21 protein-coding genes, 2 tRNA genes and 2 pseudogenes are annotated in these 25,244 nt (G+C 66.7%); 12 read left to right on the forward strand and 13 right to left on the reverse strand.

All coding sequences use genetic code 11. The features are described from left to right. Nucleotides 1-459 precede the first annotated feature (459 nt). The 5 genes and pseudogenes from JX552_RS09755 to JX552_RS09775 form a co-directional block, all read right to left on the reverse strand. Nucleotides 460-1,041, reverse strand: coding sequence for a hypothetical protein (locus tag JX552_RS09755; RefSeq protein ID WP_205877135.1), 582 nt, complete (start codon nucleotides 1,039-1,041; stop codon nucleotides 460-462). Nucleotides 1,042-1,043: 2 nt separating this feature from the next. Further along, nucleotides 1,044-1,343: a hypothetical protein gene (locus tag JX552_RS09760; RefSeq protein WP_241010992.1), complete on the reverse strand. Its 300-nt coding sequence runs from the start codon at nucleotides 1,341-1,343 to the stop codon at nucleotides 1,044-1,046. 614 nt (nucleotides 1,344-1,957) lie between these two features. Beyond that, a pseudogene (locus JX552_RS09765) lies at nucleotides 1,958-2,261 on the reverse strand (dehydrogenase); the annotation flags it as partial. 209 nt (nucleotides 2,262-2,470) lie between these two features. Then, a complete protein-coding gene (locus JX552_RS09770) occupies nucleotides 2,471-3,709 on the reverse strand; it encodes an HNH endonuclease signature motif containing protein (RefSeq protein ID WP_205877136.1) in 1,239 nt (412 codons plus the stop codon). Between the two features lie 167 nt (nucleotides 3,710-3,876). Further along, a complete protein-coding gene (locus JX552_RS09775; protein ID WP_205877137.1) occupies nucleotides 3,877-5,307 on the reverse strand; it encodes a phytoene desaturase family protein in 1,431 nt (476 codons plus the stop codon). 243 nt (nucleotides 5,308-5,550) lie between these two features. Between JX552_RS09775 and serA the strand changes: the two genes are divergently transcribed. Together serA and JX552_RS09785 are read left to right on the forward strand one after the other, a co-directional pair. Next, entirely contained in the window at nucleotides 5,551-7,137 is a 1,587-nt protein-coding gene (gene serA, locus JX552_RS09780) for a phosphoglycerate dehydrogenase (RefSeq protein WP_205877138.1), read from the forward strand. Continuing rightward, entirely contained in the window at nucleotides 7,134-8,147 is a 1,014-nt protein-coding gene (locus JX552_RS09785) for a 3-isopropylmalate dehydrogenase (protein WP_205877139.1), read from the forward strand. The genes serA and JX552_RS09785 overlap by 4 nt, the downstream gene beginning before the upstream one ends. 133 nt (nucleotides 8,148-8,280) lie before the next feature. Here JX552_RS09785 and JX552_RS09790 read toward each other — a convergent pair. After that, nucleotides 8,281-9,336: pseudogene (locus JX552_RS09790) on the reverse strand (MFS transporter); the annotation flags it as partial. A 57-nt stretch (nucleotides 9,337-9,393) separates the two neighbouring features. After that, nucleotides 9,394-10,110: a hypothetical protein gene (locus JX552_RS09795; RefSeq protein ID WP_205877140.1), complete on the reverse strand. Its 717-nt coding sequence runs from the start codon at nucleotides 10,108-10,110 to the stop codon at nucleotides 9,394-9,396. Between the two features lie 191 nt (nucleotides 10,111-10,301). On the opposite strand from JX552_RS09795, the gene JX552_RS09800 reads away from it, so the two are divergent. The 4 genes from JX552_RS09800 (at nucleotide 10,302) to JX552_RS09815 (ending at nucleotide 12,912) form a co-directional block, all read left to right on the forward strand. Continuing rightward, nucleotides 10,302-11,090 (forward strand): fumarylacetoacetate hydrolase family protein, encoded by a 789-nt coding sequence (locus JX552_RS09800; RefSeq protein ID WP_205877141.1) that lies wholly within the window; start codon nucleotides 10,302-10,304, stop codon nucleotides 11,088-11,090. Next, on the forward strand, nucleotides 11,087-12,559 hold the full coding sequence (gltX, locus tag JX552_RS09805; RefSeq protein ID WP_205877142.1) for a glutamate--tRNA ligase: 1,473 nt from the start codon (nucleotides 11,087-11,089) through the stop codon (nucleotides 12,557-12,559). Before JX552_RS09800 ends, gltX begins: the two co-directional genes overlap by 4 nt. Nucleotides 12,560-12,695: 136 nt before the next feature. Next, nucleotides 12,696-12,767, forward strand: a tRNA-Gln gene (locus tag JX552_RS09810). A 72-nt stretch (nucleotides 12,768-12,839) separates the two neighbouring features. Next, a tRNA-Glu gene (locus JX552_RS09815) sits at nucleotides 12,840-12,912 on the forward strand. Between the two features lie 5 nt (nucleotides 12,913-12,917). On the opposite strand, the gene JX552_RS09820 is transcribed toward JX552_RS09815, so the two are convergent. Continuing rightward, nucleotides 12,918-13,430, reverse strand: coding sequence for a PPOX class F420-dependent oxidoreductase (locus JX552_RS09820; protein ID WP_205877143.1), 513 nt, complete (start codon nucleotides 13,428-13,430; stop codon nucleotides 12,918-12,920). A 122-nt stretch (nucleotides 13,431-13,552) separates the two neighbouring features. Further along, the gene (locus tag JX552_RS09825) at nucleotides 13,553-14,254 is read right to left on the reverse strand and encodes an IclR family transcriptional regulator (protein WP_205877144.1); all 702 of its coding nucleotides are present in this window, start codon (nucleotides 14,252-14,254) and stop codon (nucleotides 13,553-13,555) included. Nucleotides 14,255-14,334: 80 nt separating this feature from the next. Here JX552_RS09825 and leuC point away from each other — a divergent pair, with 80 nt between their 5' ends. The 3 genes from leuC to JX552_RS09840 all read left to right on the forward strand — a co-directional run bounded on the left by leuC (nucleotide 14,335) and on the right by JX552_RS09840 (nucleotide 17,273). Beyond that, on the forward strand, nucleotides 14,335-15,771 hold the full coding sequence (leuC, locus tag JX552_RS09830) for a 3-isopropylmalate dehydratase large subunit (protein WP_205877145.1): 1,437 nt from the start codon (nucleotides 14,335-14,337) through the stop codon (nucleotides 15,769-15,771). A gap of 36 nt (nucleotides 15,772-15,807) precedes the next feature. After that, on the forward strand, nucleotides 15,808-16,404 hold the full coding sequence (gene leuD, locus JX552_RS09835; RefSeq protein WP_205877146.1) for a 3-isopropylmalate dehydratase small subunit: 597 nt from the start codon (nucleotides 15,808-15,810) through the stop codon (nucleotides 16,402-16,404). A 212-nt stretch (nucleotides 16,405-16,616) separates the two neighbouring features. Beyond that, on the forward strand, nucleotides 16,617-17,273 hold the full coding sequence (locus JX552_RS09840) for an HU family DNA-binding protein (RefSeq protein WP_205877147.1): 657 nt from the start codon (nucleotides 16,617-16,619) through the stop codon (nucleotides 17,271-17,273). Nucleotides 17,274-17,330: 57 nt separating this feature from the next. Here JX552_RS09840 and mutT1 read toward each other — a convergent pair whose 3' ends face one another. From mutT1 to cofC, 3 genes are all read right to left on the reverse strand, one after another. Beyond that, on the reverse strand, nucleotides 17,331-18,275 hold the full coding sequence (gene mutT1 / locus JX552_RS09845) for an 8-oxo-(d)GTP phosphatase MutT1 (protein ID WP_205877148.1): 945 nt from the start codon (nucleotides 18,273-18,275) through the stop codon (nucleotides 17,331-17,333). 71 nt (nucleotides 18,276-18,346) lie between these two features. Continuing rightward, complete coding sequence (locus tag JX552_RS09850) at nucleotides 18,347-20,542, reverse strand: RNA degradosome polyphosphate kinase (RefSeq protein WP_205877149.1); 2,196 nt, start codon at nucleotides 20,540-20,542, stop codon at nucleotides 18,347-18,349. Between the two features lie 69 nt (nucleotides 20,543-20,611). Further along, nucleotides 20,612-21,253 (reverse strand): 2-phospho-L-lactate guanylyltransferase, encoded by a 642-nt coding sequence (gene cofC / locus JX552_RS09855; protein ID WP_205877150.1) that lies wholly within the window; start codon nucleotides 21,251-21,253, stop codon nucleotides 20,612-20,614. Between the two features lie 127 nt (nucleotides 21,254-21,380). On the opposite strand from cofC, the gene JX552_RS09860 reads away from it, so the two are divergent. Together JX552_RS09860 and JX552_RS09865 are read left to right on the forward strand one after the other, a co-directional pair. Continuing rightward, complete coding sequence (locus JX552_RS09860) at nucleotides 21,381-22,388, forward strand: NAD(P)H-dependent glycerol-3-phosphate dehydrogenase (RefSeq protein WP_205877151.1); 1,008 nt, start codon at nucleotides 21,381-21,383, stop codon at nucleotides 22,386-22,388. A gap of 77 nt (nucleotides 22,389-22,465) precedes the next feature. Then, nucleotides 22,466-23,575, forward strand: coding sequence for a D-alanine--D-alanine ligase family protein (locus JX552_RS09865; protein WP_205877152.1), 1,110 nt, complete (start codon nucleotides 22,466-22,468; stop codon nucleotides 23,573-23,575). A gap of 6 nt (nucleotides 23,576-23,581) precedes the next feature. Here JX552_RS09865 and JX552_RS09870 read toward each other — a convergent pair whose 3' ends face one another. After that, on the reverse strand, nucleotides 23,582-24,133 hold the full coding sequence (locus tag JX552_RS09870; protein WP_205877153.1) for a DUF3515 domain-containing protein: 552 nt from the start codon (nucleotides 24,131-24,133) through the stop codon (nucleotides 23,582-23,584). Nucleotides 24,134-24,268: 135 nt separating this feature from the next. Here JX552_RS09870 and JX552_RS09875 point away from each other — a divergent pair, with 135 nt between their 5' ends. Then, a complete protein-coding gene (locus JX552_RS09875; RefSeq protein WP_205877154.1) occupies nucleotides 24,269-25,237 on the forward strand; it encodes a thiamine-phosphate kinase in 969 nt (322 codons plus the stop codon). The last annotated feature ends 7 nt before the right edge of the window (nucleotides 25,238-25,244 follow it).

Here is a 25,244-nt window from a genome sequence, read left to right on the forward strand (position 1 = left end):
GGCCGGGCGCCGGCGCGGCGGGTGGACGTGTAGCGGTTGGGGGTTCGACCGGCGTGCGGCCCGTGGTGTCGCGGGTGGCGCCGGCATGAGGGGTGCGGGAATGTCGGGTACGCCGCCCCTGGGGTTTAGGTGCACCTTTGTGTAGTCACCCTTGCTCGGGTAGCGGACATCAATGACGGGCTGTCCAGTCGACTCGGCGGACCAGCGTTGTCCGATGACGGTTCCGTCGGGTAGTCGGTATCGAATCCCCTTGTTGGGATCGCCGTAGCCGTTCGGGATTTCCACCCCGTTTTGTTGGGCCCACTTCCACAGGTTTTCAAGATCCGCCGGTGAACGGACTTCCCTGACCCGCGGATTCCCACCTTGTGGCAGTTTGTCCAGCACTCGGCGGATATCGTCGGCAGTTGGGCCGTTGGCCGGTCTCGGCCCTGGCGTGGGTGCCGGCGCTGGCTCCTGTTTCTAGTGGTGGTCGACGGCCTGGACGCGGTGCTTTGGCGGGATAGCGCGGGCAGGTATCGGCGGAAAGACGTGGCGGATGCCAGCTACGGAAGCGGTGACGTTACCGGCCACGCGCTGATCGACTCCGACCAGTTGAGCGGCACGCTGCCGAATTTCGCCGGCGAAGGCTTGCACTTGGTCTTGGCGGGCGAGGCGCTGCGCGGTCGACTCGCTCCTGGAGCGGTCGGTGACCGAAAGGTCTTCGCCGACATCGAATCCGGCGGTGCGGGCATCCTCGACCGCGTAACGCACCCGCGAGCGCGCCGCATACAAGTCTGAGGCTCCACTGCGGGCCACCTTGGCCGCCTCATGCAACTGATCGGCCGCCGCGCTGGTGGTGAGCATGTCGGAATGCGTCTCGGCGCGAAGCCCATCGGCTGCTGCGCCTTGCCAATCCACTGCTAGCGCGTCTCGCCAGACCTGGTTGGCCACCCCGTAGCAGCGTCCGGCGACAGCCTCCCAATGGTCAGCGGCCTCGGTGAGATGTTCGGTGGGCCAGGCCAACAGCCGCGCAAGGGTGGGAAACGCAGAGACCGCCGACATTGCTAGTCGCGGTTCGCCGGCTGCGCCACAGCGGCCAGCATGTTCGCCGAAGCGGCCTCGTTGGCCAGGTAGACGGTGTCAGCCTCGGCGACGTAGCCGGCCCGGAGGTCCACACGAGCGGCCAGCGCCGCTGAAAATGCTTTGACATCGCAGTAGGAGCCGCTGACTGCAGCAGCGCTGGCCTGACACGAGAAATCCAGCCCCGCCGGCGCCGTCGTCTGGTTAAGGTCGTCCACCAACGCGCCCCATCGGGTGGTCAGAGTCTGCACAGCACCGGGATCGACGAGGAGATGCTGCTGCACGGCGGCAGCGTAGCCGCCCTCTTCGACGCTCGCACTTCACCAGTGGGATCGGCTGAACCGCCTTTGGCACTACGCAATCAGAGTCGCGGTCCTCAATCTGAGGACATCGTCTCGATGATGGTCATGAGCGACTTCGCGTTGCCGCCGACAAACACATCCAGCATTCAGGGCCAATAGCCCGCGCCCTGTCCGCGGTATGTGCTGCGGGGCGCGTTTCCGGGTCTGTCCAGTGTGCTCGGCCGGCTTGTGTCCGATCGTGTCTGTCAGCGGTCACGCAATTCCCAGGATTGTGGTTATCAGACACGGAATTCCGGACGCTGACATCAGGAATTTTCCGTTCCGGGCGGTGTGGCTACTGGGCCTGGGCCTCGCACGTGTTCGCTCTTGATCTGCTGGAAATCGGCGGACCCAAGGGCGCTAACGGGTAGAAGAGATCTCCAAAACGAGCGTGCGCACCAAGAATGGGCACCCCGCAATGTCGACATCCGCCCTCTTCGTCATCGGACAACGCCGCGGCGAGGCCCAGGTCGACCATTTATGACCGGGGCAGCGTCTGCCACGTCTTGGATGCAGTGCCTTACTTCGGTGACATGCGGTCTGGGAGCCTGATCGAATCATGGAGCCAGGCTCGGGACGTCCCGGATCCCGAACTCACGTCGCAGCAACGTGCGAACCGCGTAATACCCGCCATCACGTGCACGCCGGCGCCGGGCGGCGTGGCCGCCGAACACAGGCACACCTCGGGAATCATCGTGCTCCAAGGGTTCAGCCGTGGGGTGGGGCCGGCGAGTGCACCGTCGAATTGCCGCCCACACTGATGTCGCCGCCGACGTAGTTGGCGTCGTGGTCGCCCATTCGCGCGGCCGCCACGCAGCGGGCCGCCACCACGACGTCGCGGAAACCTGGCGAGAGACGTTCCACCAGAGTCCGCCTAGCCCGTCTGGATGATTGCCCGATCAGTTTCATGTCCGAGTCAAAAAACCTTGAATCACACGGGTGCTCAAGTAAACACGACTTGGTCACCCCAGCGTGCACGGCTGCGCTCTTGATACGAGCGCTGGGTATCGGGCAGACATCCACAACGCTGCAACACGTTTCAGCCTCAAGGCGAGGCTGCGAAAATCGCCCTAGTTGGTGGTGGGTGGCGCCTTTGGTTGGAAGGGGTCGTACCACTTCCATTGGGCGCGTTCGCCGCTGGGCCCGCGGTAGGCCGGGACCTGGGGTGGGGTGGTGGTGGGTGGTCGGGCCAGGGAGCCGGGGTGCAGCAGGTCTCCGTCGCTGTCGGTGATGGTGAGGTGCTCGGCGTCACCGGAGATGGTGATCTCTCCGCGGTGGTGGAGGCGGTGGTGATAGGGGCAGAGCAGGATCAGGTTGATCAGTTCGGTGGGGCCCCCGTGTTCCCAGTGCCGGATGTGGTGGGCGTGCAGGCCGCGGGTGGCCGCGCAGCCGGGCACTGCGCAGGTGGGGTGGCGGTGTTCCAGGGCGCGGCGTAGCCGCCGGTTGATCTGGCGGGTTGTTCGCCCGGCGCCGATGGGCTGGCCGTCGCGTTGAAACCACACCTCGAAGGTGGCATCACAGGTCAGGTATTGGCGTTCGGCCTCGGTCAGCAGCGGACCCAGATGCAGCGCGGCGGTGTGTTGTTCGACATCGACGTGCACCACCACCGTGGTGTGCGCGGCGTGTGGGCGGCGGGCAGCGGCGGCATCCCAGCCGGCCTCGACCAAGCTCATGAACGCATCCATCGTGTCTGGCATTGGCGGGGCGGACTCCGAGACCTCTGCGCCGCGCTCATGCTTCCACTGGGCGATCAGGGCCTCCCGGTGCGAGGACAGTGCCGCCTCGAACTTGGCTGCTTCGGTGTGCGGCAGGGTGATCCGCCAACTTGTGGAGTCTTCGCTGGTGGTCTTGGTGATCGCCGGTTGAGGCCGCGGATCGGGTGTGGGGCGCGGTTCGCACTTGAGCGCGGTGCGTAGCTGGTTGACCGTGGCATGACGCGCCAGCTGCTCGTAGTGCGCATCAGACCCGTCCGCCGCTCGGGCGGCGATCACCCCCACCTGATCCAGCGACAGCCGCCCCTCCCGCAACCCCTCCACACAGCGGGGAAACTCCTGCACCCGCCGCGCGACCGTGGTGATCGTGTGCGCGTTGCCCGAAGACGCCCCCAGCTTCCAGGCCACCAACGCCGCCACCGAGCGCGCGCCCGTCGACCCACACAACTCGTCGCGCTCCATCTCCGCGACGATCTCCACAACGCGCCCATCGATCGCGTTGCGCTGCCCGGCCAACTCTGCCAACTCCTCGAACAACACCTCCAACCGCTTGACAGGAGGCCGCTCCGCAAAGCTCACCGGGTAGGTCACCGACATAACCCCATCATCACAGAGGGGTACGACAACTCTTGGCCGCCGAGTCCGCTCTCGGGCGCAACGCGTGCATGACGACTTATGCCACCAATTGTCACGTCGAGATGCTCGAACAGTAAGGGTTTCCCGCGGAGCTCACGTCGCTGGACCGGCCACCTCGCGTCAAGGAATCACGGAGCCAGGTCGGGCATTTCCCGGATGCCGAATTCGCGACGCAGTAGCGTCCGGGCCGCGTAGTAACCGGCCATGCCGTGCACACCGGCGCCGGGCGGCGTGGCCGCCGAACACAGGTACACCTTGGGGATCGGTGTGCTCCAAGGGTTCAACCGTGGGGTGGGCCCGGCCAGCGCACGCACCGCCGAGTTGCCGCCCACACTGATGTCGCCGCCGACATAGTTCGCGTTGTGGTCGCTCATCCGTGCGGCCGGCACGCTGCGAGCCGCCAGCACGACGTCACGAAAACCCGGCGCGAACCGTTCCACTACCCGCGTCACCGATTCCGTTGCGTCTTGCGATGATCCGGCGGGCACGTGCGCGTAAGTCCAGAACGGGCGACGCCCCTGGGCATCCATTCGGCCGGGATCGGTGAGGTGCGGCAGAGCGGCGAGCACCATCGGCGTGGCAGCGTGACGTCTGGCCGCGATGTCCGACTCGGCCTGTGCGATCTGCTGCCGGGTGCCGCCGAGGTGAAGGGTCGGTGCCTGGTTGAGCCGCGGGTCCGACCACGGGATGTCGTCGCTCAGGACGAAATCCACCTTGGCCGCTCCGGAGCCAAACCGGTAGCGACGCAATGCATTAGCGTACCGACCCGGAATGGAGTCACGGTAAGCCTCCAATAGCGCGGTCGGGGCGGTGTCGAAAACAGTGACACCGTCGAGCGCCTCGGTGACCTCCACGCCGGCAGTGAGCTCGCCGCCGTGGGCGCGCAGATCAGCGATGAGCGCGTCGGAGATCGCCTGAGTGCCGCCGACCGGAATGGGCCATCCGACCGAATGGGCGAGCGTCGCCAACATCAGCCCCGCGCCCGCGGAGGCGAGCGACGGCAAAGGTGTAATCGCATGCGCCGCAACGCCGGTGAATAAGGCGCGGGCGTCCTCGCCGGCCAGTGCGCCCCACGCCGGGGTGCCTTGGGCTAACATCCGCAACCCGAGGCGGACAACGGTGGGCAAGGACTTGGGCACCGACCGTTTATCGCCGAGTAGGAATGCCACGACCGCGTCAGCATTCGACACCAGCGGTCCGAGGAAGCGTCGCCAGGACTCGCCCTCGTCCAACTCAGCGCAAGTTCGCGAGAGGTCGCGATAGGCGATCGCCGCAGGTCGCCCCGGCAACGGGTTGGCATAGGAAATCTCCGGCACGGTCAACGCGACCCCGCGCCCACGCAGATCGAATTCCGCGAAGAAGGGCGATGCGAGCGCGAGGGGGTGTACCGCGGAGCACACATCGTGTGAGACGCCGGGAAATTTGGTGTCGGCAGCGGTGCGCGCACCGCCACCGAAGGTGGGTTGTGCCTCGAGAACCCGCACTTTCAGTCCCGCACGGGCACAGATCACGGCGGCGCTCAGCCCGTTGGGCCCGCTGCCGACGACGGTGACATCCATCTACTGATTAGATCCGACCGCCGCGCAGTGACTACAGCCGACCGCCGCGCTCGCGATCCCCGCGGGGCTTGATGGCGGGGACCCGCTTCGCCCGGCTGCGCCGCGCTCGCGATCCCCGCGGGGCTTGATGGCGGGGACCCGCTTCGCCCGGCTGCGCCGCGCTCGCGATCCCCGCGGGACCCGATGGCGGCGCTCCTCAACGGGCCCGTAGGGCCCGCATCGTCGCACCGTTAGGCTGTCCGCGTGAACTTGCCTGTTGTATTGATAGCCGACAAACTCGCCCAATCAACCGTCGCTGCCCTGGGAGACCAGGTTGAGGTGCGCTGGGTAGACGGGCCCGACCGCGAGAAACTGCTGGCCGCGGTGCCCGAGGCCGATGCGCTGCTGGTCCGGTCGGCCACCACCGTCGACGCCGAAGTGCTGGCCGCGGCCCCCAAGCTCAAGATCGTCGCCCGCGCCGGTGTCGGCCTGGACAACGTCGACGTCGACGCCGCAACCGCGCGCGGCGTGCTGGTGGTCAACGCCCCCACGTCCAACATCCACAGCGCCGCCGAGCACGCAATCGCGCTGCTGCTGGCCGCGTCCCGCCAGATCCCGGCCGCGGACGCCACGCTGCGCGAGCACACCTGGAAGCGCTCCAAATTCTCCGGCACCGAGATCTTCGGCAAGACCGTCGGCGTGGTGGGCCTGGGCCGCATCGGGCAGCTTGTCGCCCAGCGGATCGCCGCCTTCGGCGCACACCTCGTGGCCTACGACCCGTACGTGTCGCATGCTCGCGCCGCTCAGCTGGGCATCGAACTGCTGCCGCTGGACGAGCTGCTGGGACGTGCCGACTTCATCTCCGTGCACCTTCCCAAGACGCCGGAGACGGCGGGTTTGATCGGCAAGGAAGCGCTGGCCAAGACAAAGCCCGGCGTCATCATCGTCAACGCCGCCCGCGGTGGCCTGATCGACGAGGCCGCCCTGGCCGAGGCCATCACCAGCGGCCACGTGCGTGGCGCGGGCCTGGACGTGTTCGCCACCGAACCCTGCACCGACAGCCCGCTGTTCGAGCTGCCGCAGGTTGTTGTCACGCCGCACCTGGGCGCCTCGACAGCCGAGGCTCAGGACCGGGCCGGCACCGACGTCGCCGAGAGCGTGCGGCTGGCCCTGGCCGGCGAGTTCGTCCCGGACGCGGTCAACATCGGCGGTGGCGTGGTCAACGAAGAGGTCGCCCCGTGGCTGGACCTGGTCCGCAAGCTCGGCGTGCTGGCCTCAGCACTATCCGACGAGTTCCCCGCGTCGCTATCGGTACAGGTTCTCGGCGAGCTCGCGGCCGAGGACGTTGAGGTGCTGAAGCTGTCGGCGTTGCGCGGCCTGTTCTCGGCCGTCATCGACGAGCCCGTCACCTTTGTGAACGCGCCGGCGCTGGCCGCCGAACGCGGCGTCACCGCCGAGATCAGCAAGGCCACCGAAAGCCCCAACCACCGCAGCGTGGTGGACGTGCGGGCCGTTGGCGCCGACGGCTCGGTGGTCAATGTCGCGGGCACGCTCACCGGCCCGCAGCTCGTCGAGAAGATAGTCCAGATCAACGGCCGCAGCTACGACCTGCGCGCCGAGGGCATCAACCTGGTGATCAACTACGCCGATCAGCCCGGTGCCCTGGGCAAGATCGGGACGCTGCTCGGCGCGGGCGGGGTGAACATCCAGGCGGCGCAGCTGTCAGAGGACACCGAGGGCCCGAGCGCCACCGTCGTGCTGCGCCTGGACCAGGACGTCCCCGCCGAAGTGCGGTCGGCGATCACCGAGTCGGTGGGTGCGAACAAACTCGAAGTGGTTGATTTCTCGTGACGAAGCTCGCCGTCATCGCCGGCGACGGGATCGGTCCGGAGGTCATCGCCGAGGCGATCAAGGTCCTCGACATCGTCCTGCCCGGGGTGGAGACGACCGAATACGACCTGGGCGCCCGACGCTTCCACGCCACCGGCGAGGTGCTGCCGGAATCGGTGGTACCCGAGCTGCGCCAGCACGACGCCATCCTGCTCGGCGCGATCGGCGACCCGTCGGTACCCAGCGGCGTGCTCGAGCGCGGGCTGTTGCTGCGCATGCGCTTCGAGCTGGACCATCACGTCAATCTGCGGCCGGCCCGGTTGTATCCCGGCGTCCAGAGTCCGCTGGCCGGAAACCCTGACATCGACTTCGTCGTGGTGCGCGAAGGGACCGAGGGACCCTACACCGGAAATGGCGGGGCGATCCGCGTCGGCACGCCCCACGAGGTCGCCACTGAGGTGAGCGTCAACACCGCTTTCGGCGTGCGCAGGGTGGTCAAAGACGCTTTCGAGCGGGCTGCCAAACGCCGCAAACACCTCACGCTGGTGCACAAGACCAACGTGCTGGCGTTCGCCGGCGGACTGTGGTTGCGCACCGTGCAGGAGATCGGTGAGCAGTACCCCGACGTCGAGGTCGCCTACCAGCACGTCGACGCGGCGACCATCTTCTTGGCCACCGACCCCGGACGATTCGACGTGATCGTCACCGACAATCTATTCGGCGACATCATCACCGACCTGGCCGCCGCGGTGTGCGGCGGCATCGGATTGGCGGCCAGCGGGAATATCGACGCCACCCGGACCAATCCGTCGATGTTCGAGCCGGTGCACGGCAGTGCCCCCGACATCGCCGGGCAGGGCATTGCCGACCCGACCGCGGCGATCATGTCGGTGGCGTTGCTGCTGGCCCATCTAGGCGAGAACGAGGCGGCTGCGCGGGTAGATCGCGCGGTTGCGGCCTATCTGGCGACTCGCGGTGACGAACGGCCTGCCACCAGCGGTGTCGGCGAACGGATTGCAGCCGGGCTCTAGTTTCCAGGCCCGGCGGCAAAACCCGGGTCGGCACCAACGGCACCGCGGCCAGCGGGAACAACGCGCACAACCCCCAGGCCAGCGGGTAGGCGGCCGCGCTGATCAGCGCGCCGAACATCGGCGGCCCGGCGGCGGCCATCAGCCGCTGCGTGGTGTTCTGGGTGCCCAGCGCGCGTCCGCTCCAGTAGGGTCCGGCGAATTCGGTGATGGCGGTGGCTTCCAGCCCGTTGTCGAGCACCGCCAGCACCGAGACAGTCATCATCAACATGACATCGAAGCGGGACCCGACTCGGTCGCTGAACGACAGCAGGAACAGGGCCAGCGCGGCCGCGACGGCGATGATGCGCACCGGGCGCATCCGCGAGCCGACCCGGTCCGACCAGCGTCCGACCATGATGCGGCCGACCGCGCCGATCAGCTGCGAGATGGTCACCAGACCGCCGGCGGCCGTAACCGACCAGTGATGCTCGTTGATCAGCCAGACGAGCATGAAGGTGACCGTCACCGTCTGCGGCACCATCAGCAACGCCGACGCCGCGTGGATTCGCCACAACACCGATGAGCCGCGATAGGGACTGGCCAGTTCTGCGTGGCTGGCCGTCTGCCGGGACTTGCGTGGCGGATCGATCACACCGACGAGGCTGACCAGCGCGGCTATCCCACACATCACCGCCGGAAACATCAAACCCGCATGCGCGCTGGTCTCAGCCAGCGCGGGAATCACCAAGGCGCCCAACGCGATTCCCAGCGGCTGCGCGGTCTGACGGATGCCCATGGCCAGGCCGCGCTGCTCGGGCGGAAACCACCCCGACACCAACCGGCCGCCGGCGGTGTTGCAGCTGGCCGCCGCCATCCCGCCCAGGAACAGGAACAGACCCATCAGCAGCAACGAGTGGGCCGACGCGGCGGCGTAGGCGGCGGCGGCCGTCAACGCCGAGCCGACGGTCAACACGATGCGCTCGCCGACGCGGTCCAGGACATAGCCCCAGGCGACCAGGGTCACGACCATGCCCCAACTCGGCATCGACGCCAACAGACCGGCCTGGGCCAAGGGCGTTCCGCGTGCCGCTTCCAGCCTTGGGATCAAGAAGGCGATGCCGTTGATGAAAAGAAAGGAGCTCGTCGTCGCGAACAGGGAGACCGCGACGATCGTCCAGCGTGCGACCGCGCTGGTCGGACCGCGAGACATCTACTCATGCTTGCACAGGGGCCGAACAGTAGCGTGCTGCACGAGAACTACGCGCGTTCAGCTCAATCCATATTCGCTGTGCCAATCGAAGGAGCCCGGTAGCCACAACTGCAGCTCGGCGCTCTGCGGTGCCACCCCGCGGAACCCCGCCTCTCCTTCGAGGCAGTACTCCACGCCCTCGTGGGCGGGGTGAGCGACATTGAGCAACAGCTGCCCGAAACGGGCAATGCCATCCTGGCTCCCGAAGCCGACTACCGTGTCCTTTTCTGCGGATGTGGTGCCACTGGGTTCGTCCCAGCCGAGTTCCGAAGCGTCGGTCAGGTACACGGCGGGCAGCTCAACGGGGTCGGGGTGCTCCGTGTACCAAGGAAACTTGGCCGGCTCGCTGGGGCAGTAGTCACACCACAGTGGCGGCGCCCGCATGACCGACGCGCCTGTGAATTCCCGCGGTGTGCTCAATCGCAGGGTGCGGATGTCGCTGTCGGGATGCGTCATGGCGATGTCGGTGACGTTGCCAGGAGTGGCGAACAACGACGCCAATACGAGTACACCCAACCTCGCCAACGTCTTTCGGCTGGCGTACAGGTGCAGTACATCCACCTGCCAGTAACCGTTGTAGTCGTGCCGACCGCGGTTGATGACGAGGCCATCGGTGCTCAGAGATCGCGGCAGCGACGGGACCGAAGAGGCGTCGAAACGAAAGTCGTCCTCGCCGGGCGCTAACAACGCCAACCGGTCCGCAAGGTCACCGCAGAGCCGGTGAAGGTCCTCCACCGGCGGAATTTAACACATCGATTTCATCCCGGCGGTCTCTGCGACGGCCGCGAATTGCCCGAGTGGCCAACAAACCGCGGATCACGCGGCTAACGCCCACCGGTCGTTCTCGCTGGACAGACGTGCTCTGCGGGATTTGCTCATGCAGGCCGAAGCGTTCGGCTACATCAGGACGCTTTAGGCTCATCCGAATGCGCCTTGGACGAATCGCCAGCCCGGACGGTGTCGCTTTTGTCAGCATCGAAGGAGACCTGGACCACCCGGACGGCATGACGGTCCGCGAAATCGCCGAGCACCCGTTCGGCACGCCGAGCTTCACCGGCCGGTCGTGGCCACTGGCCGACGTCCGGCTGCTGGCCCCGATCTTGGCCAGCAAGGTCGTCTGCATCGGCAAGAACTACGCCGACCATATTGCCGAGATGGGCGGCCAGGCGCCGGCCGACCCGGTGATGTTCCTCAAGCCCAACACCGCAATCATCGGGCCCAATGTGCCGATCCGATTGCCCGCCAACGCATCGCCTGTGCATTTCGAGGGTGAGCTGGCAGTGGTGATCGGCCGGGCGTGCAAGGACGTCAGCGCCAGCCAGGCCGCCGACAACATCCTCGGCTACACCATTGGCAACGACGTCTCGGCCCGCGATCAGCAGAAGTCCGACGGCCAGTGGACCAGGGCCAAGGGGCACGACACGTTCTGCCCGGTCGGGCCGTGGATCGTCACCGACCTCGACCCGGCTGACCTGGCCTTGCGCACCGACGTCAACGGCGAAGTCAAGCAGGACGCCCGTACCTCGTTGATGATTCACGACGTCGGCGCCATCGTCGAGTGGATCTCGGCGGTAATGACCTTGCTGCCAGGGGATCTCATTCTCACCGGGACCCCGGCGGGTGTCGGGCCGATCGAGGACGGCGACACCGTCTCGGTCACCGTCGAGGGTATCGGCACTCTTACCAACCCCGTTGTCCGCAAAGGAAAGTCGTGACCAACGCAGAGCACGTTCGGGTCAGGTTCTGCCCGTCTCCCACCGGCATACCCCATGTCGGGATGATTCGCACCGCGCTGTTCAACTGGGCCTACGCCCGTCATACGGGCGGCACCTTCGTTTTCCGCATCGAGGACACCGACGCCGAACGGGACAGCGAGGAAAGCTATCTGGCACTGCTCGATGCCCTGCGCTGGCTCGGGCTGGACTGGGACGAAGGCCCCGAAATCGGTGGGCCGTATGCGCCGTACCGGCAATCGCAACGTCGGGATCTCTACCGCGATGTCGTGGCCCGGCTGCTCGCGGCCGGGGAGGCCTACTACGCCTTCTCGACGCCGGAGGAGGTCGAGGCCCGGCACGTGGCCGCCGGGCGCAATCCCAAGCTCGGCTACGACAATTTCGACCGTCACCTCACCGACTCGCAGCGTGCGGCATATCTGGCCGAGGGCCGCCAGCCCGTGGTGCGGCTAAGGATGCCGGATGCCGACCTCGCCTGGGAAGACCTGGTGCGCGGGACGATGACGTTCGCGGCAGGCTCGGTGCCCGATTTCGCCTTGACCCGTGCCAGCGGGGATCCGTTGTACACCCTGGTCAATCCGTGTGACGACGCGTTGATGAAGATCACCCACGTGCTGCGGGGCGAGGACCTGCTGCCCTCGACGCCACGCCAGATCGCGCTGTACCAGGCGTTGATCCGGATCGGTGTAGCCGAGCGAACCCCGGAATTCGGTCACTTCCCACCGGTATTGGGGGAGGGGACCAAGAAACTGTCCAAGCGCGATCCCCAGTCGAACCTGTTCCTGCACCGCGACCGTGGCTTCATTCCCGAGGGATTGCTGAATTATCTTGCGCTGCTGGGTTGGTCAATCGCCGACGACCACGATCTGTTCAGTATCGAGGAGATGGTCGCCGCCTTCGACGTCGTCAACGTGACCTCCAACCCGGCGCGCTTCGATCAGAAGAAGGCCGACGCCATCAACGCCGAACACATCCGGCGGCTGACGCTCGAGGACTTCACCGCCCGGCTGCGCGACTACCTGGACACCCACGGCCATCGACTTGCCTTGGACGACGCGGCTTTCGAGACCGTCGCCGAGCTGGTGCAGACCCGCATCGTCGTGCTCGGCGATGCCTGGGACCTGCTGAAATTCTTCAACGACGACGAGTATGCGCTCGATCCCAAGGCCGTCGGCAAGGAATTGGGCCCCGACGCCGGTCCGGTGCTGGACGCCGCCATCACGGCGCTCGACGGGATCACCGACTGGACGACGGAGCACATCGAAGGCGCGCTGAAAAGCGCTCTGATCGACGGCTTGGCGCTCAAACCGCGCAAGGCATTCGGGCCGATTCGGGTGGCCGCCACCGGCACCACGGTCAGCCCGCCGTTGTTCGAGTCGCTCGAACTACTGGGGCGTGACCGCAGCCTGGGCCGGTTGCGATCGGCGCGGGAGAAGGTCGGCACACCGTAGGCGTGCGTTGCGCGCCGGAAGTCTTTGGTAGTGTGCACTGCGGCTTCAAAGGCTTGACTCGGTTGGCCCCAGTGGCGCCAGGACGCGGGTGTAGACCCGGGGAAATGCGCTCTGACCAGCAGTTTCAGGCCGCAAATGGGGTATGGTGTAATTGGCAACACAGCTGATTCTGGTTCAGCCATTCTAGGTTCGAGTCCTGGTACCCCAGCAAAGCTCCACCGGTCGCAACGATTAGGTGGGGTATCCGGGTTGAGCTATGCTGACTGCTCGGATCATGTCCGGCCCCGTCGTCTAGCGGCCTAGGACGCCGCCCTCTCACGGCGGTAGCGTGGGTTCGAATCCCATCGGGGCTACAAAATCACTGACCGCCGGCCTTCGCGGCCGGCGCGGTGGTGCCGCCCACCGGCATGCTCGGTAGCCCCAGCTTTCGGTGGTCCCAGGATCGGCTGCGCCGGCTGACGATGCGCACCCCTACCCGCTTGTTCATCATCTGGTCCACGAACGGCTTCATGTCGTCGCTGTAGGGGCCTGTATAGCGCTCCCAGACGCTGACTCCGACCCGGTGCAGCGCGTCGGGGTCGTCGACGATCTCGGCGACGCCTTCGAATGACACGCCGCGCAGGGTGTCGTAGGTGTCCCCGTCTTCGAGCAGGAAGCTGACCCGTGGGTCGCGTTTGAGGTTGACGGCCTTCTGTGACTTGGCTTTGGTCTCCAGCCAGATTTCGCCGTCCACCACTGCGTACCACATCGCCGTCAGGTGGGGCTGTCCGTCCGGCCCGATGGTGGCCAGGGTGCCGGTCCGGCTGCTGTTGACGAAGTCGGTGATCTCGGCCTCGGACATGACGATGCTCGCGCGTTGGTTCGTTCCCATGGCGTCAGTTTGTCAGGTGGTTGTGCGCCGACTCTGCTCTGGTGGCGCCGACGCTGCGCTCAGGCTCGGCCCAAGCAACCATTATTGACCCTGGCCGCGGGCTCGATTCCGCGCCTCGGGGGTTACAGCCGCCGCGTCAGCGCCTCCGCGGCGGCCAGAAGGTCAGCGGCCCAGCGCGCGCCCGGTCGCCGGCCCATCCGGTCCACCGGACCCGAGACCGAGATCGCGGCAATGACCACCCCGCGCCCGTCGCGTACCGGGGCGGAAACGCTTGCCACGCCCGGTTCGCGCTCGGCGACGCTATGCGCCCAGCCACGCTTGCGGACTTCGGCGAGCACCCGGTCGGTGAACATCGCCTTGGGCAGCACCGCTTTCTGGGTAGCCGCGTCGCTGTGAGCCAACAGCACCTTGGCGCCTGAGCCGGCGGTCATCGGCAGCCGGGCTCCGACCGGGACGGTATCGCGAAGGCCCGCAGGCGGTTCCAGGGCGGCGATGCAGACACGGGAAGTTCCCTCGCGGCGATACAACTGCACGCTTTCGCCGGTGGTCTCCCGCAGTTGGGGGAGCACCGCGGCGCTCGCGGCCAGCAGCGGGTCGCTGACGTACGCCGCGAGTTCGGTGACCGCGGGTCCCAGCCGCCACCGGCCCTCCTCGTCGCGACCGACCAGGCGATGCACCTCCAGCGCCGCGGCCAAGCGGTAGGCGGTGGCCCTGGGCAGGCCCGTGCGTTCGCAGAGTTCGGCCAGCCCGCAGGGAGATTCCGCGATCACGTGCAGTATGCCGACGGCTTTGTCGAGGACTCCGATGCCGCTATGCTGTCTCACAAAGAGATACTAGCGTCTCGCATAGTGAGAAGACAGCCCCGACGGATCAGCGAGCCGCGAACGGACGAATCGAGTTGAAGATGGCATCGCAGACGCACAACCCCGTTGCAGGCCGGCCGCGCACGATGGCCGAGAAGGTCTGGGAGGACCACGTTGTGGTGCCTGGCGGCGACGAGGCGCCGGACCTGATCTACATCGATCTGCATCTGGTGCACGAGGTCACCAGCCCCCAGGCGTTCGACGGTCTGCGGCTCGCCGGACGGCCGGTGCGGCGGACCGATCTGACGATCGCCACCGAAGACCACAACGTTCCGACCGTCGACATCGATAAGCCGATCGCCGACCCGGTCTCCCGCACGCAGGTGGAGACGTTGCGGCACAACTGCGCCGAATTCGGTGTCCGGCTTTACCCGATGGGCGACATCGAACAGGGCATCGTGCATGTCGTCGGGCCGCAATTGGGCCTCACCCAACCCGGGATGACGGTCGTGTGTGGTGATTCTCACACCTCCACCCACGGGGCATTCGGCGCAATCGCCATGGGTATCGGCACTTCTGAAGTCGAGCACGTGCTCGCCACTCAGACGCTGGCGCTGCGCCCGTTCAAGACGATGGCGGTCAATGTCGACGGGGATTTACCGGCCGGAGTCACGGCGAAGGACGTCATTCTCGCGCTGATCGCCAAAATCGGGACCGGGGGCGGGCAGGGACATGTCATCGAATACCGGGGCAGCGCCATCGAATCGCTGTCCATGGAAGGCCGGATGACGATCTGCAACATGAGCATCGAGGCCGGCGCGCGGGCCGGCATGGTGGCGCCGGACGAGACCACCTTTGAATTCTTGCGCGGCCGCCCGCATGCGCCCACCGGTGCCGACTGGGACGCGGCGCTGGCTTACTGGAAGCAGCTGCGTACCGATCCCGGAGCGGTTTTCGACACAGAGGTGTACCTCGACGCCGCCTCGCTGAGCCCCTTCGTCACCTGGGGTACCAATCCGGGCCAGGGGGTGCCGTTGAGTGCCGCCGTGCCCGATCCCGAGCTGATGACCGATGACGCGCAGCGTCAGGCCGCCGAGAAAGCCTTGGCGTACATGGACCTTCAGCCCGGGATGCCGATGCGTGATATCGCCGTCGACACCGTCTTCGTCGGGTCTTGCACCAACGGACGGATCGAGGATTTGCGGGTGGTGGCCGATATTCTGCGTGGTCACAAGGTCGCTGAGGGCGTGCGGATGCTCGTGGTTCCGGGCTCGATGCGGGTTCGTGCTCAGGCGGAGGCCGAAGGCCTCGGCGAGATCTTCAGCGCCGCTGGGGCCGAGTGGCGGCAGGCGGGCTGTTCGATGTGCCTGGGGATGAATCCCGATCAGCTTGCCCCGGGTGAGCGCTGCGCCGCGACGTCCAACCGCAATTTCGAAGGGCGGCAGGGCAAGGGCGGTCGTACGCACCTGGTTTCGCCTGCGGTCGCGGCAGCTACCGCGGTGCGCGGCAGGCTTTCCGCGCCGGCGGATTTGAACTAGCCGATTTGAATTCACATCGAGGATTAGGGGAAGAGCATGGAAGCCTTTGACACCCACACAGGTATCGGCGTCCCACTGCGGCGGTCCAATGTCGACACCGATCAGATCATTCCCGCGGTCTACCTGAAGCGCGTCACCCGAACTGGTTTCGAGGACGGCTTGTTCTCGAGCTGGCGGTCAGATCCGTCATTCGTGCTCAACCTCAGCCCCTTTGACCGTGGCTCGGTCTTGGTTGCGGGACCGGATTTCGGCACGGGATCCTCGCGCGAGCACGCGGTCTGGGCGCTGATGGACTACGGATTCCGGGTGGTTATCTCATCCCGGTTCGCTGACATCTTTCGCGGCAACGCCGGCAAGGCGGGGCTGTTGGCGGCCGAAGTAGCCCAAGATGACATCGAGCTTCTGTGGAAGCTCATCGAGCAGAGCCCCGGGCTGGAAATCACTGTCAATCTACAAGATCGAAATGTCACGGCAGGAACAGCGGTGCTGCCGTTCAGGATTGACGATCACACCGCCTTCCGGTTGCTGCACGGACTAGACGATATAGCCCTTACGCTGCAGAAACTCGAAAAAATCGAGGCGTTCGAGGCGACCCGCCCGGCGTGGAAACCGCGAACTTTGCCGACCTCCTGAAGCGTCGGCAAACGACGAATTCGCGCGCCAATCCGGGGCCATTTTGCGGCGGCGCCAGCGGCCAAGGGAGGCAATCGGATTGCCGAAATGGCCGCCTCGCGCCGGCAATTGGGGCCTGAAATTGCGCGTGGCTCTTGGCAATTTGCCAGTTGAGGGTTTACCGTAGTGCACTAGTCGGTTCCAAAAGAGGACCACTGGCCTCGGAGGGTTGGATGAATAAAGCAGAGCTCATAGATGTGCTCACACAGAAATTGGGCTCAGACCGTCGGCAGGCGACCGCCGCTGTCGAGAATGTCGTCGACACGATTGTGCGCGCCGTCCACAAGGGCGACAGCGTCACCATCACCGGTTTCGGTGTCTTCGAACAGCGTCGCCGCGCGGCTCGCGTAGCCCGCAACCCGCGCACCGGTGAGACGGTGAAGGTTAAGCCGACGTCTGTTCCGGCGTTCCGTCCCGGAGCTCAATTCAAAGCCGTTGTGGCTGGCGCACAAAAGCTCCCGGCCGAAGGCCCCGCAGTGAAGCGCGGCGTGGTTGCCAGCGCGGCCAAGAAGACGGCGGCCAAGAAGGCTCCGGCCAAGAAGGCTGCCACCAAGGCTCCGGCCAAGAAGGCTGCCACCAAGGCTCCGGCCAAGAAGGCTGTGACTAAGGCTCCGGCCAAGAAGGCTGTGACTAAGGCTCCGGCCAAGAAGGCTGTGACTAAGGCTCCGGCCAAGAAGGCTGTGACTAAGGCTCCGGCCAAGAAGGCTGTGACTAAGGCTCCGGCCAAGAAGGCTGTGACTAAGGCTCCGGCCAAGAAGGCGGCGACCAAGGCTCCGGCCAAGAAGGCTCCGGCCAAGAAGGCTGCGAGCACACGGCGCGGCCGCAAGTAGTCGCCTCACGCAAATACCCTCCGGCGGGCAGCGATGCCTTCGGAGGGTATTCGCTTGTCAGACGCGCACGTTGGCGGCCAGCGCGCCGCCAATGTGGTCGGCGGCGATCAAGCGGCCCGCCGACAGGGACAGCACCCAGGTGCTGCCTTTGAGGTTGCGCGACTTATCGGGCCGCACTCCGTCGCGTTCGCACCACCATGCGATTAGGTCCGGGATCACCTTGCCCTGGGTGCAGATCACGGGTGTTCCGGCCCGCGCGGCGATTTGCAGAACTCGCTGCCGACCGCGTTTGGCGTTCTTGGCGTACGCCTCCTCGGTCAGCGTGGGCTCGTTGTGAATGTCGACTCCCAGTTCCGCAGCGAGCGGTTCGACCGTCTGATGGCATCGCACCCGATCGGCCGCGTACACCCGGTCCGCGCCGAACGCCAGCAATTGGCCGACCAGTGCCTCGGCCTGAGCCCGGCCCTTCTTGTCCAACGGCCGCTTGGTGTCGTCGCCACGATAGCGTGACTTGCTGCCCGCGGTGCCGTGTCGTACCACCAATACCGTCTTGGTGTCCGGAGGCTGTTTGACGAACCGCCGCAGAACCTTTCGATCCGGCGCGTAGTCGAGTTTCTTCATCGCGTCGGCCACCGGCAGCCACACCATCTCGTCGACCTCGTGTCCGGGGGCGAACTGCCCGCCGGAGCTGCGTGCCGCCCAGTAGTGCACCCGCTTGACTCCCTGGTCGATCGGGTAGGTGATGGTGGTCAGGCACCTGCCGAGATGGCTGTGGTAGCCGGTTTCTTCGAGCACCTCGCGCACGGCGGCAACCGGCGCGGTTTCGCCGGGGTCGACTTTGCCTTTGGGGAGCGACCAGTCGTCGTACCGCGGTCGGTGGATCACCGCGACTTCGAGCGATTTGGTTGGATTGCCCTTACCCGGCCGCCACAACACGGCGCCGGCCGCGTACACGACCCGGTCCCCGGGGCGTCGACGGTCCGACGAGTTCTGGATCGACACCTTCACTCCTGCAGGTCAATTCGGCCAGTTCGCTCGCGCTGGTGGATGTTGCCCCCCGAGACGGTGCGGGACTACGGGCTGCGGTGTCGCTCCATGAGCGACACCTGGTGGTCGCGCACGCTCTCGCCTTCCTTCGGCGACGCCGTCCACTGGCCGTCGGAACCCAGCTCCCAGCATCGGGTGGCGGGGTCCAACGCGGACTCGAAAAGATCGTCCAGTTGTCCGGTCAGGCGGGGATCCTTCACCTGAGCCATGACTTCGACCCGCCGGTCCAGATTGCGGTGCATCATGTCGGCGCTGCCGATCCAGAATTCGTCGATGGCATTGAAGTGCAGGATCCGCGAATGTTCCAGGAAGCGACCGAGAATCGAGCGGACGGTGATGTTCTCGGAGATGCCTTCGGTGCCGGGGCGCAACGCGCAGATGCCGCGCACCACCACCTCCACCCGCACGCCGGCCTGCGACGCGCGGTAGAGCGCGTCGATCACCTGCTCGTCCACCAGAGCGTTCATCTTGAGCCGGATCCGCGCGTCACTGCCGCGACGGTGGGCTTCGACCTCGCGGTCGACACGCTCGATGATGCCGGTGCGGATGCCGTGCGGGGCCACTAACAGGTTGCGGTAGGTCAGCTTTCGCGAGTAGCCGGTCAGCGTGTTGAACAGGTCGGTCAGGTCGGCGCCGATGTTGGGATCGGCGGTGAGCAGCCCCACGTCTTCGTACAGTCGTGCCGTCTTGCCGTTGTAGTTGCCGGTTCCGACATGGCAGTACCGCCGGATGTGGGGGCCTTCGCGACGCACTACCAGGCAGGTCTTGCAGTGCGTCTTGAGCCCGACGAACCCGTACACGACGTGCACGCCGGCCTGCTCTAGGGTTCGCGCCCACCGGATGTTGGCCTGCTCATCGAATCGCGCCTTGATCTCGACCATTGCCACCACTTGTTTCCCGGCTTCGGCGGCGTCGATCAAGGCCCGCACGATCGGGGAATCCCCGGAGGTGCGGTACAACGTCTGCTTGATCGCGAGCACGTTCGGGTCGGCCGCGGCCTGTTCGACGAAGCGCTGCACGCTCGTCGAGAACGAGTCGTACGGGTGGTGCACCAGCAGGTCGCCCTCGCGCAAGGTGGCGAAGATGCTCTTGGCTGTTTCCCGATCGGCGAATGCCGGGTGGGTGGCCGGCACGAAGGCCCGGTCCTTCAGCGCCGGCCGGTCGATGCCGTAGATCTGCCACAGCGACGACAGATCCAGCAGCCCAGGCACTTCGATGACATCGCCGGGATGCACGTCAAGCTCGCGCAGCAACAGTTCCAGCATGCTCTCGGTCATATCGTCGGACGCCTCCAGCCGCACGGGCGAACCGAACCGTCGCCGCGCCAATTCCCGCTCCAGCGCCTGCAGCAGGTCTTCGTCGCGGTCCTCTTCCACCTCGAAGTCGGCGTTGCGGGTGATCCGAAACGCATGCTGCTCCACGATTTCCATGCCGGGAAAGAGCACCGGCAGGAAGGCCGCGATCAACTCCTCCATCGGCAGGAACCGGACGATCACCTCGTCGCCATCGCCCTTGGGTTCGAGTTCGACGAACCGGTCCACGTTGTCGGGCACCTTCACCCGGGCGAAATGCTGGGTGCCGTCCTCGGGTTGTCTGACCGTGATGGCCAGGTTCAGGCTCAGCCCGCTCACAAAGGGGAAGGGGTGGGCGGGGTCGACCGCCAGCGGCGTGAGAACGGGGAAGACCTGTTCGTGGAAATACGTCGACAAGTGTTCCCGTTCGGCCTCGTCCAGGTCTGCCCACGTGACGATGTAGATGCCTTCCGCCTCGAGTGCGGGTAGCACCGAATCGAGGAAAACGCGCGAGTGCCGGAGGGAGATCTGCTGAGTTTGCTCGCCGATGCGGCGAAGTTGTTCGCGCGGCGTCAATCCGTCCGCGGAGCGGACCGACAGGCCCATCTCGTCGCGCCGTTTGAGGCCGGCGACTCGAACCATGTAGAACTCGTCGAGGTTCGAAGCGAAGATCGCCAGGAACTTCGCGCGCTCGAGCAGCGGCATCGAGTTGTCGTCGGCCAGTGCGAGCACGCGGGCATTGAAATCCAGCCAGCTCAGTTCCCGGTTGAGGTAGCGCTCCTCGGGCAGCGTGTCGGTGATCGCCGCCGGTGTGGCTGCCGGAGGTGCCGCTGGGGCCGAGTCGCCAGGGTGCCAAGCGTGGTCGTCGGGGCGTGCCTCTGCCTCTGGGGTGGCTTCGATTTCGGTCACCCTGCGATCATTGCCTATCACCCGGCGATGCTGCCAGCAGTCGGCAGAGATCCATATGCCGTTGGGGTGGCATTCACCCGGTGGTCAGGCTCACCGCGCCGAACGATACGCGATGGCGCGCGCGGTCGTGGGGCCCACCCCGAGTCGGCGGGCGGCCGTCAGGTCGGCCGGGGTGTCGACATCACAACGCAATCCCGGCCAGGCGCCGGTCAGTTCGATAGCGCCCGAACGACGGTGCTGCGCGGCCGAATCCGGCCCGAACCGGGGGGCCAGCTCGGTTCCGAACGCGCACAGCGCCGCGGTGCCGGTGCCCAGCCGGTCCGCGACGAAGCTGCGCGGGTAGAGGCGGGCCGCCGAGATGGCTTCGGCGAGTTCCGGTGCCTGCAGGGCCGGGAGATCACCTTGCAACACAACGATATTGGGAATGTCGATGGCATGTGCTGCGGACGTGATGGCGCTGTTGAGCGGGTCGGGGTCGTCCGGCGGCGTCGGGTCCGCCAGCACCTGCGCGCCGAGCTCGATGGCCGCGGCCGCCGCAACTTCGTCGGGGGTGATGACGGTGATCGAACGCAACGAACGCACCCGGGCCGCCGCGGTCATGGTGTCCATCAGCATGGCCAGCACCACCTGCTCGCGGGTGGGCGCCGAGAACACCGGAGCCAGTCTGGTCTTGGCGGCGGCCAATCGCTTGACGGCGATGATCAGCCCGACATCCCCGTGTGCGCCGCCCATGTCATCATCCTGCCAGCGCCGGTTTGCGGCCGACACGCTGGACGTGACGGCGGCCGGTCGCGGGGATTACTGTTTAGCGGCTGCCGTCACCGTCACGACGGCACCGGCGAAATATTAGGGGTGGTGGATGGCCGGCACGGGAACCGTCGCGGTAATGGGCGCGGGCGCATGGGGCACCGTGCTGGCCAAGGTGCTTGCCGATGCCGGGGGCGAGGTCACACTGTGGGCGCGCCGCGCCGACGTCGCTAACAAGATCAATGCGACCCGGTGCAACCCCGATTACCTTCCTGGCACGCTGCTTCCCGCCGGTATCCGCGCCACCAATGATGCCGAGGAGGCGCTGTCGGGCGCCACGACGGTGCTACTCGGGGTGCCCGCTCAGACGATGCGGGCCAATCTCGAGCAGTGGAACGGCATGTGGGCCGACGGCGCGACACTGGTCAGCCTGGCCAAGGGCATCGAGCTCGGCACGCTGATGCGGATGAGCCAGGTGATCGTGTCGGTCACCGGTGTCGACAGTTCCCAGGTCGCGGTGATCTCCGGGCCGAACCTGGCCAGCGAGATCGCGCAGAACCAGCCCGCCGCCACCGTCGTCGCGTGCAGCGACTCGGGACGCGCCGTGGCGCTGCAACGATTCCTCAACAGCGGCTACTTCCGTCCGTACACCAACTCCGACGTGGTGGGCACCGAGATCGGCGGCGCGTGCAAGAACGTCATCGCCCTGGCCTGCGGGATGGCGGTCGGAGTCGGCCTAGGCGAGAACACCGCGGCAGCCATCATCACCCGGGGTCTGGCCGAGATCATGCGGCTGGGGCTGGCACTGGGCGCCAAGGGGGCGACGCTGGCGGGCCTGGCCGGGGTGGGCGACCTGGTGGCCACCTGCACCTCTCCCTATTCGCGCAACCGCTCGCTGGGTGAGCGCCTCGGTCGTGGTGACACCATGCACACGGCGCTGCACGGCAAGGACGGCCACGTCGTCGAGGGCGTCACCTCCTGCGAATCGGTGCTGGCCCTGGCATCGAGTTACGACGTCGAAATGCCGCTGACGGACGCCGTGCACCGGGTCTGTCATAGAGGCCTGTCGGTCAACGAGGCGATAGCTCTGCTTTTGGGCCGCAGCACCAAGCCCGAATAGGGCGTCTGCAGCGATAAACCCAGCTCGCGGCGGCGGCGCCGACGTGTGTGCCGCTGACCCGGTAGCCTCTCCAGGTTGTGACTGCCAGCAACCGTGTTCGCGTCGCCGTGGTTTTCGGCGGTCGTAGCAACGAGCACGCCATCTCGTGCGTGTCGGCGGGCAGCATTCTGCGCAACCTGGACCCGCAACGGTTCGACGTCGTCGCGATCGGCATCACGCCGGAAGGCTCCTGGGTGCTCACCGACGGCGACCCTGCCGCGCTGGCAATCACCAACCGTCAACTGCCGGGGGTGAGCGACGATTCGGGGACCGAACTTGCATTGCCGGCCAGCCCCCGGCGCGCCGGGCAGTTGATCTCCCTGACGCCCGGAGCTTCAGAGATTCTGGGTGCTGTCGACGTGGTGTTTCCGGTGTTGCACGGACCCTACGGTGAGGACGGCACGATCCAGGGGCTGCTCGAACTGGCCGGTGTCCCGTACGTGGGTGCCGGGGTGCTGGCCAGTGCCGCCGGCATGGACAAGGAGTTCACCAAGAAGCTGCTCGCCGCCGAGGGGCTCCCGGTCGGGGCTTACGTGGTGCTACGACCGTCGCAGCCGACGCTGCAGCCCGAGGAACGCGAGCGGTTGGGCCTGCCAGTGTTCGTCAAGCCCGCCCGCGGCGGCTCGTCGATCGGCGTCAGCCGGGTCGCGAGCTGGGACGAGCTGCCCACCGCGCTCGCAGCGGCCCGTCGGCATGACCCGAAGGTCATCGTCGAGGCGGCTATCCACGGTCGCGAGCTGGAATGCGGTGTTCTCGAAATGCCGGACGGGGCAATCGAAGCCAGCACGCTGGGGGAGATCCGGGTGGCCGGGGTACGCGGACGCGAAGACTCGTTTTACGACTTCGAGACCAAATATCTGGACGACGCGGCCGAACTGGACGTGCCTGCCAAGGTCGACGACGACGTCGCGCAGGCGTTGCGGCAGTTGGCGATTCGCGCGTTCGAAGCCATCGCCTGCCAAGGCCTGGCCCGGGTTGACTTCTTCCTCACCGACCACGGCCCCGTGATCAACGAGATCAACACGATGCCGGGGTTCACCACCATCTCGATGTACCCGCGGATGTGGGCGGCCAGCGGGGTGGACTACCCGACTCTGCTGGCCACCATGGTGGACACCGCACTGGCCCGGGGAGTGGGCTTGCGATAGCCCCGGTCAGCGAGGTGAACCCGGGTCGATTGGCACCGCGGCGATCGTGTGGTCAATGACGCCCGAAAGAGTTTGGATCGGAACGGGTCCCGAGTTCGCGGGTAGCGTGAGCGCCACATAAACCGGACGGTCGACGGTGTACCAGGTGGATCTACCTTCCTCCGACGAACCTTGCTCGGAAACCTGGAACCACTGCACCTTGTCGACGACCTGGATGGGCGAGCCCACCACGAAATCCGCGGGGCGCTGCAGGCCGCAGCGCATGACCACTGGCTCGGTGGCGGTGCCGGACCGCCAAGCGCTGGTGGATTCGGGTGCCGGCTGCGCCAGTTCGGCGCGCTGAAAATCGCCGAGTTGCCTGGGGAGTGCGTCCAACAGGGCCCGACAGGCGGGACTGGCGGCCTGCGGCGCCGGCACCGCAGGAAGTGTCACCGGTTGGCTCGACGTGTGCCGGATGGCCGCGAACGCCAGGATTGCCACAATCGTGGCCACAGCCAGCACCAGGGCCGCGATCATGGCGGCGCGCGGCGGGCCGCCGACCTCGGCGTCGCCTGTCATGTGGCTGTCTCCTCTGCGATCCGCCGTCACGACTACACTGGCCCGGTCCGGCCGAACCGGCAAGAGCTCAACTTACCGCAGGTCGGACGGCCATCCGGGGGGCCTCGCACGGCCACCGCACAGAGATGAGGTGAGGTGCTCGACGACGCATCGGGGCAGTCCCCGACGTTGCAGCAGGTCGGTGAGTTCGTGGTGATCGAGCGGCTGGTGCGGGATCGTCGACAGCCCGCTACCGTCACTGTCGGTCCCGGCGACGACGGGGCGGTGGTGTCGGGCAGCGACGAACGCACCGTGATCTCGGTCGACATGCTGGTGCAGGATCGGCACTTTCGGCTGGACTGGTCGACCCCCTACGACGTCGGGCGCAAGGCGATCGCCCAGAACGCCGCCGACATCGAAGCGATGGGTGCGCGGCCGACCGCCTTCGTGGTGGGCTTCGGGGCGCCCGGCACAACTCCCGCAGCCCAGGCTTATGCGCTGGTCGACGGGATGTGGGACGAGGCGCAACGGGTCGGCGCCGGTATCGCCGGCGGAGACCTGGTCAGCTGCCCGCAGTGGGTGATCTCGGTGACCGTGCTCGGTGATCTCGAGGGCCGGGCACCGGTGCGGCGGTCCGGCGCGCGGGCCGGATCGGTGGTCGCCGTCGCCGGTGAATTGGGCCGTTCGGCTGCTGGATATACATTGTGGCGCTTCGGAGTTGACGATTTTCACAGCCTGCGGCACCGGCACCTGGTGCCGTTGCCGCCGTACGGTGAGGGGGCGATGGCCGCGGCCGGCGGCGCGATGGCGATGATCGACGTCTCCGACGGCCTGGTGGCCGACGTCCGGCACCTTGCCGAGGCGTCCGGGGTGGGCATCGACCTGTCCACCGAGGCCCTGGCCGTCGACCACGACGCGGTGTCGCGGGCGGCGGCCGCTGTCAGTGCCGACCCCTGGGCGTGGGTGCTCGGCGGGGGCGAAGATCATGCCCTGGTGGCGTGTTTCGGCGATGAAGTGCCGGCCGGGTGGCGGGTGATCGGGCGAGTTATCGAGGGGCCGGCCCGGGTGCTCGTCGACGGCACGGAGTGGGAGGGGTACGCGGGCTGGCAGTCGTTCGATGCATAGGCTGGCG

The organism is Mycobacterium gordonae (assembly GCF_017086405.1).
GTDB lineage: Bacteria > Actinomycetota > Actinomycetes > Mycobacteriales > Mycobacteriaceae > Mycobacterium > Mycobacterium gordonae_D.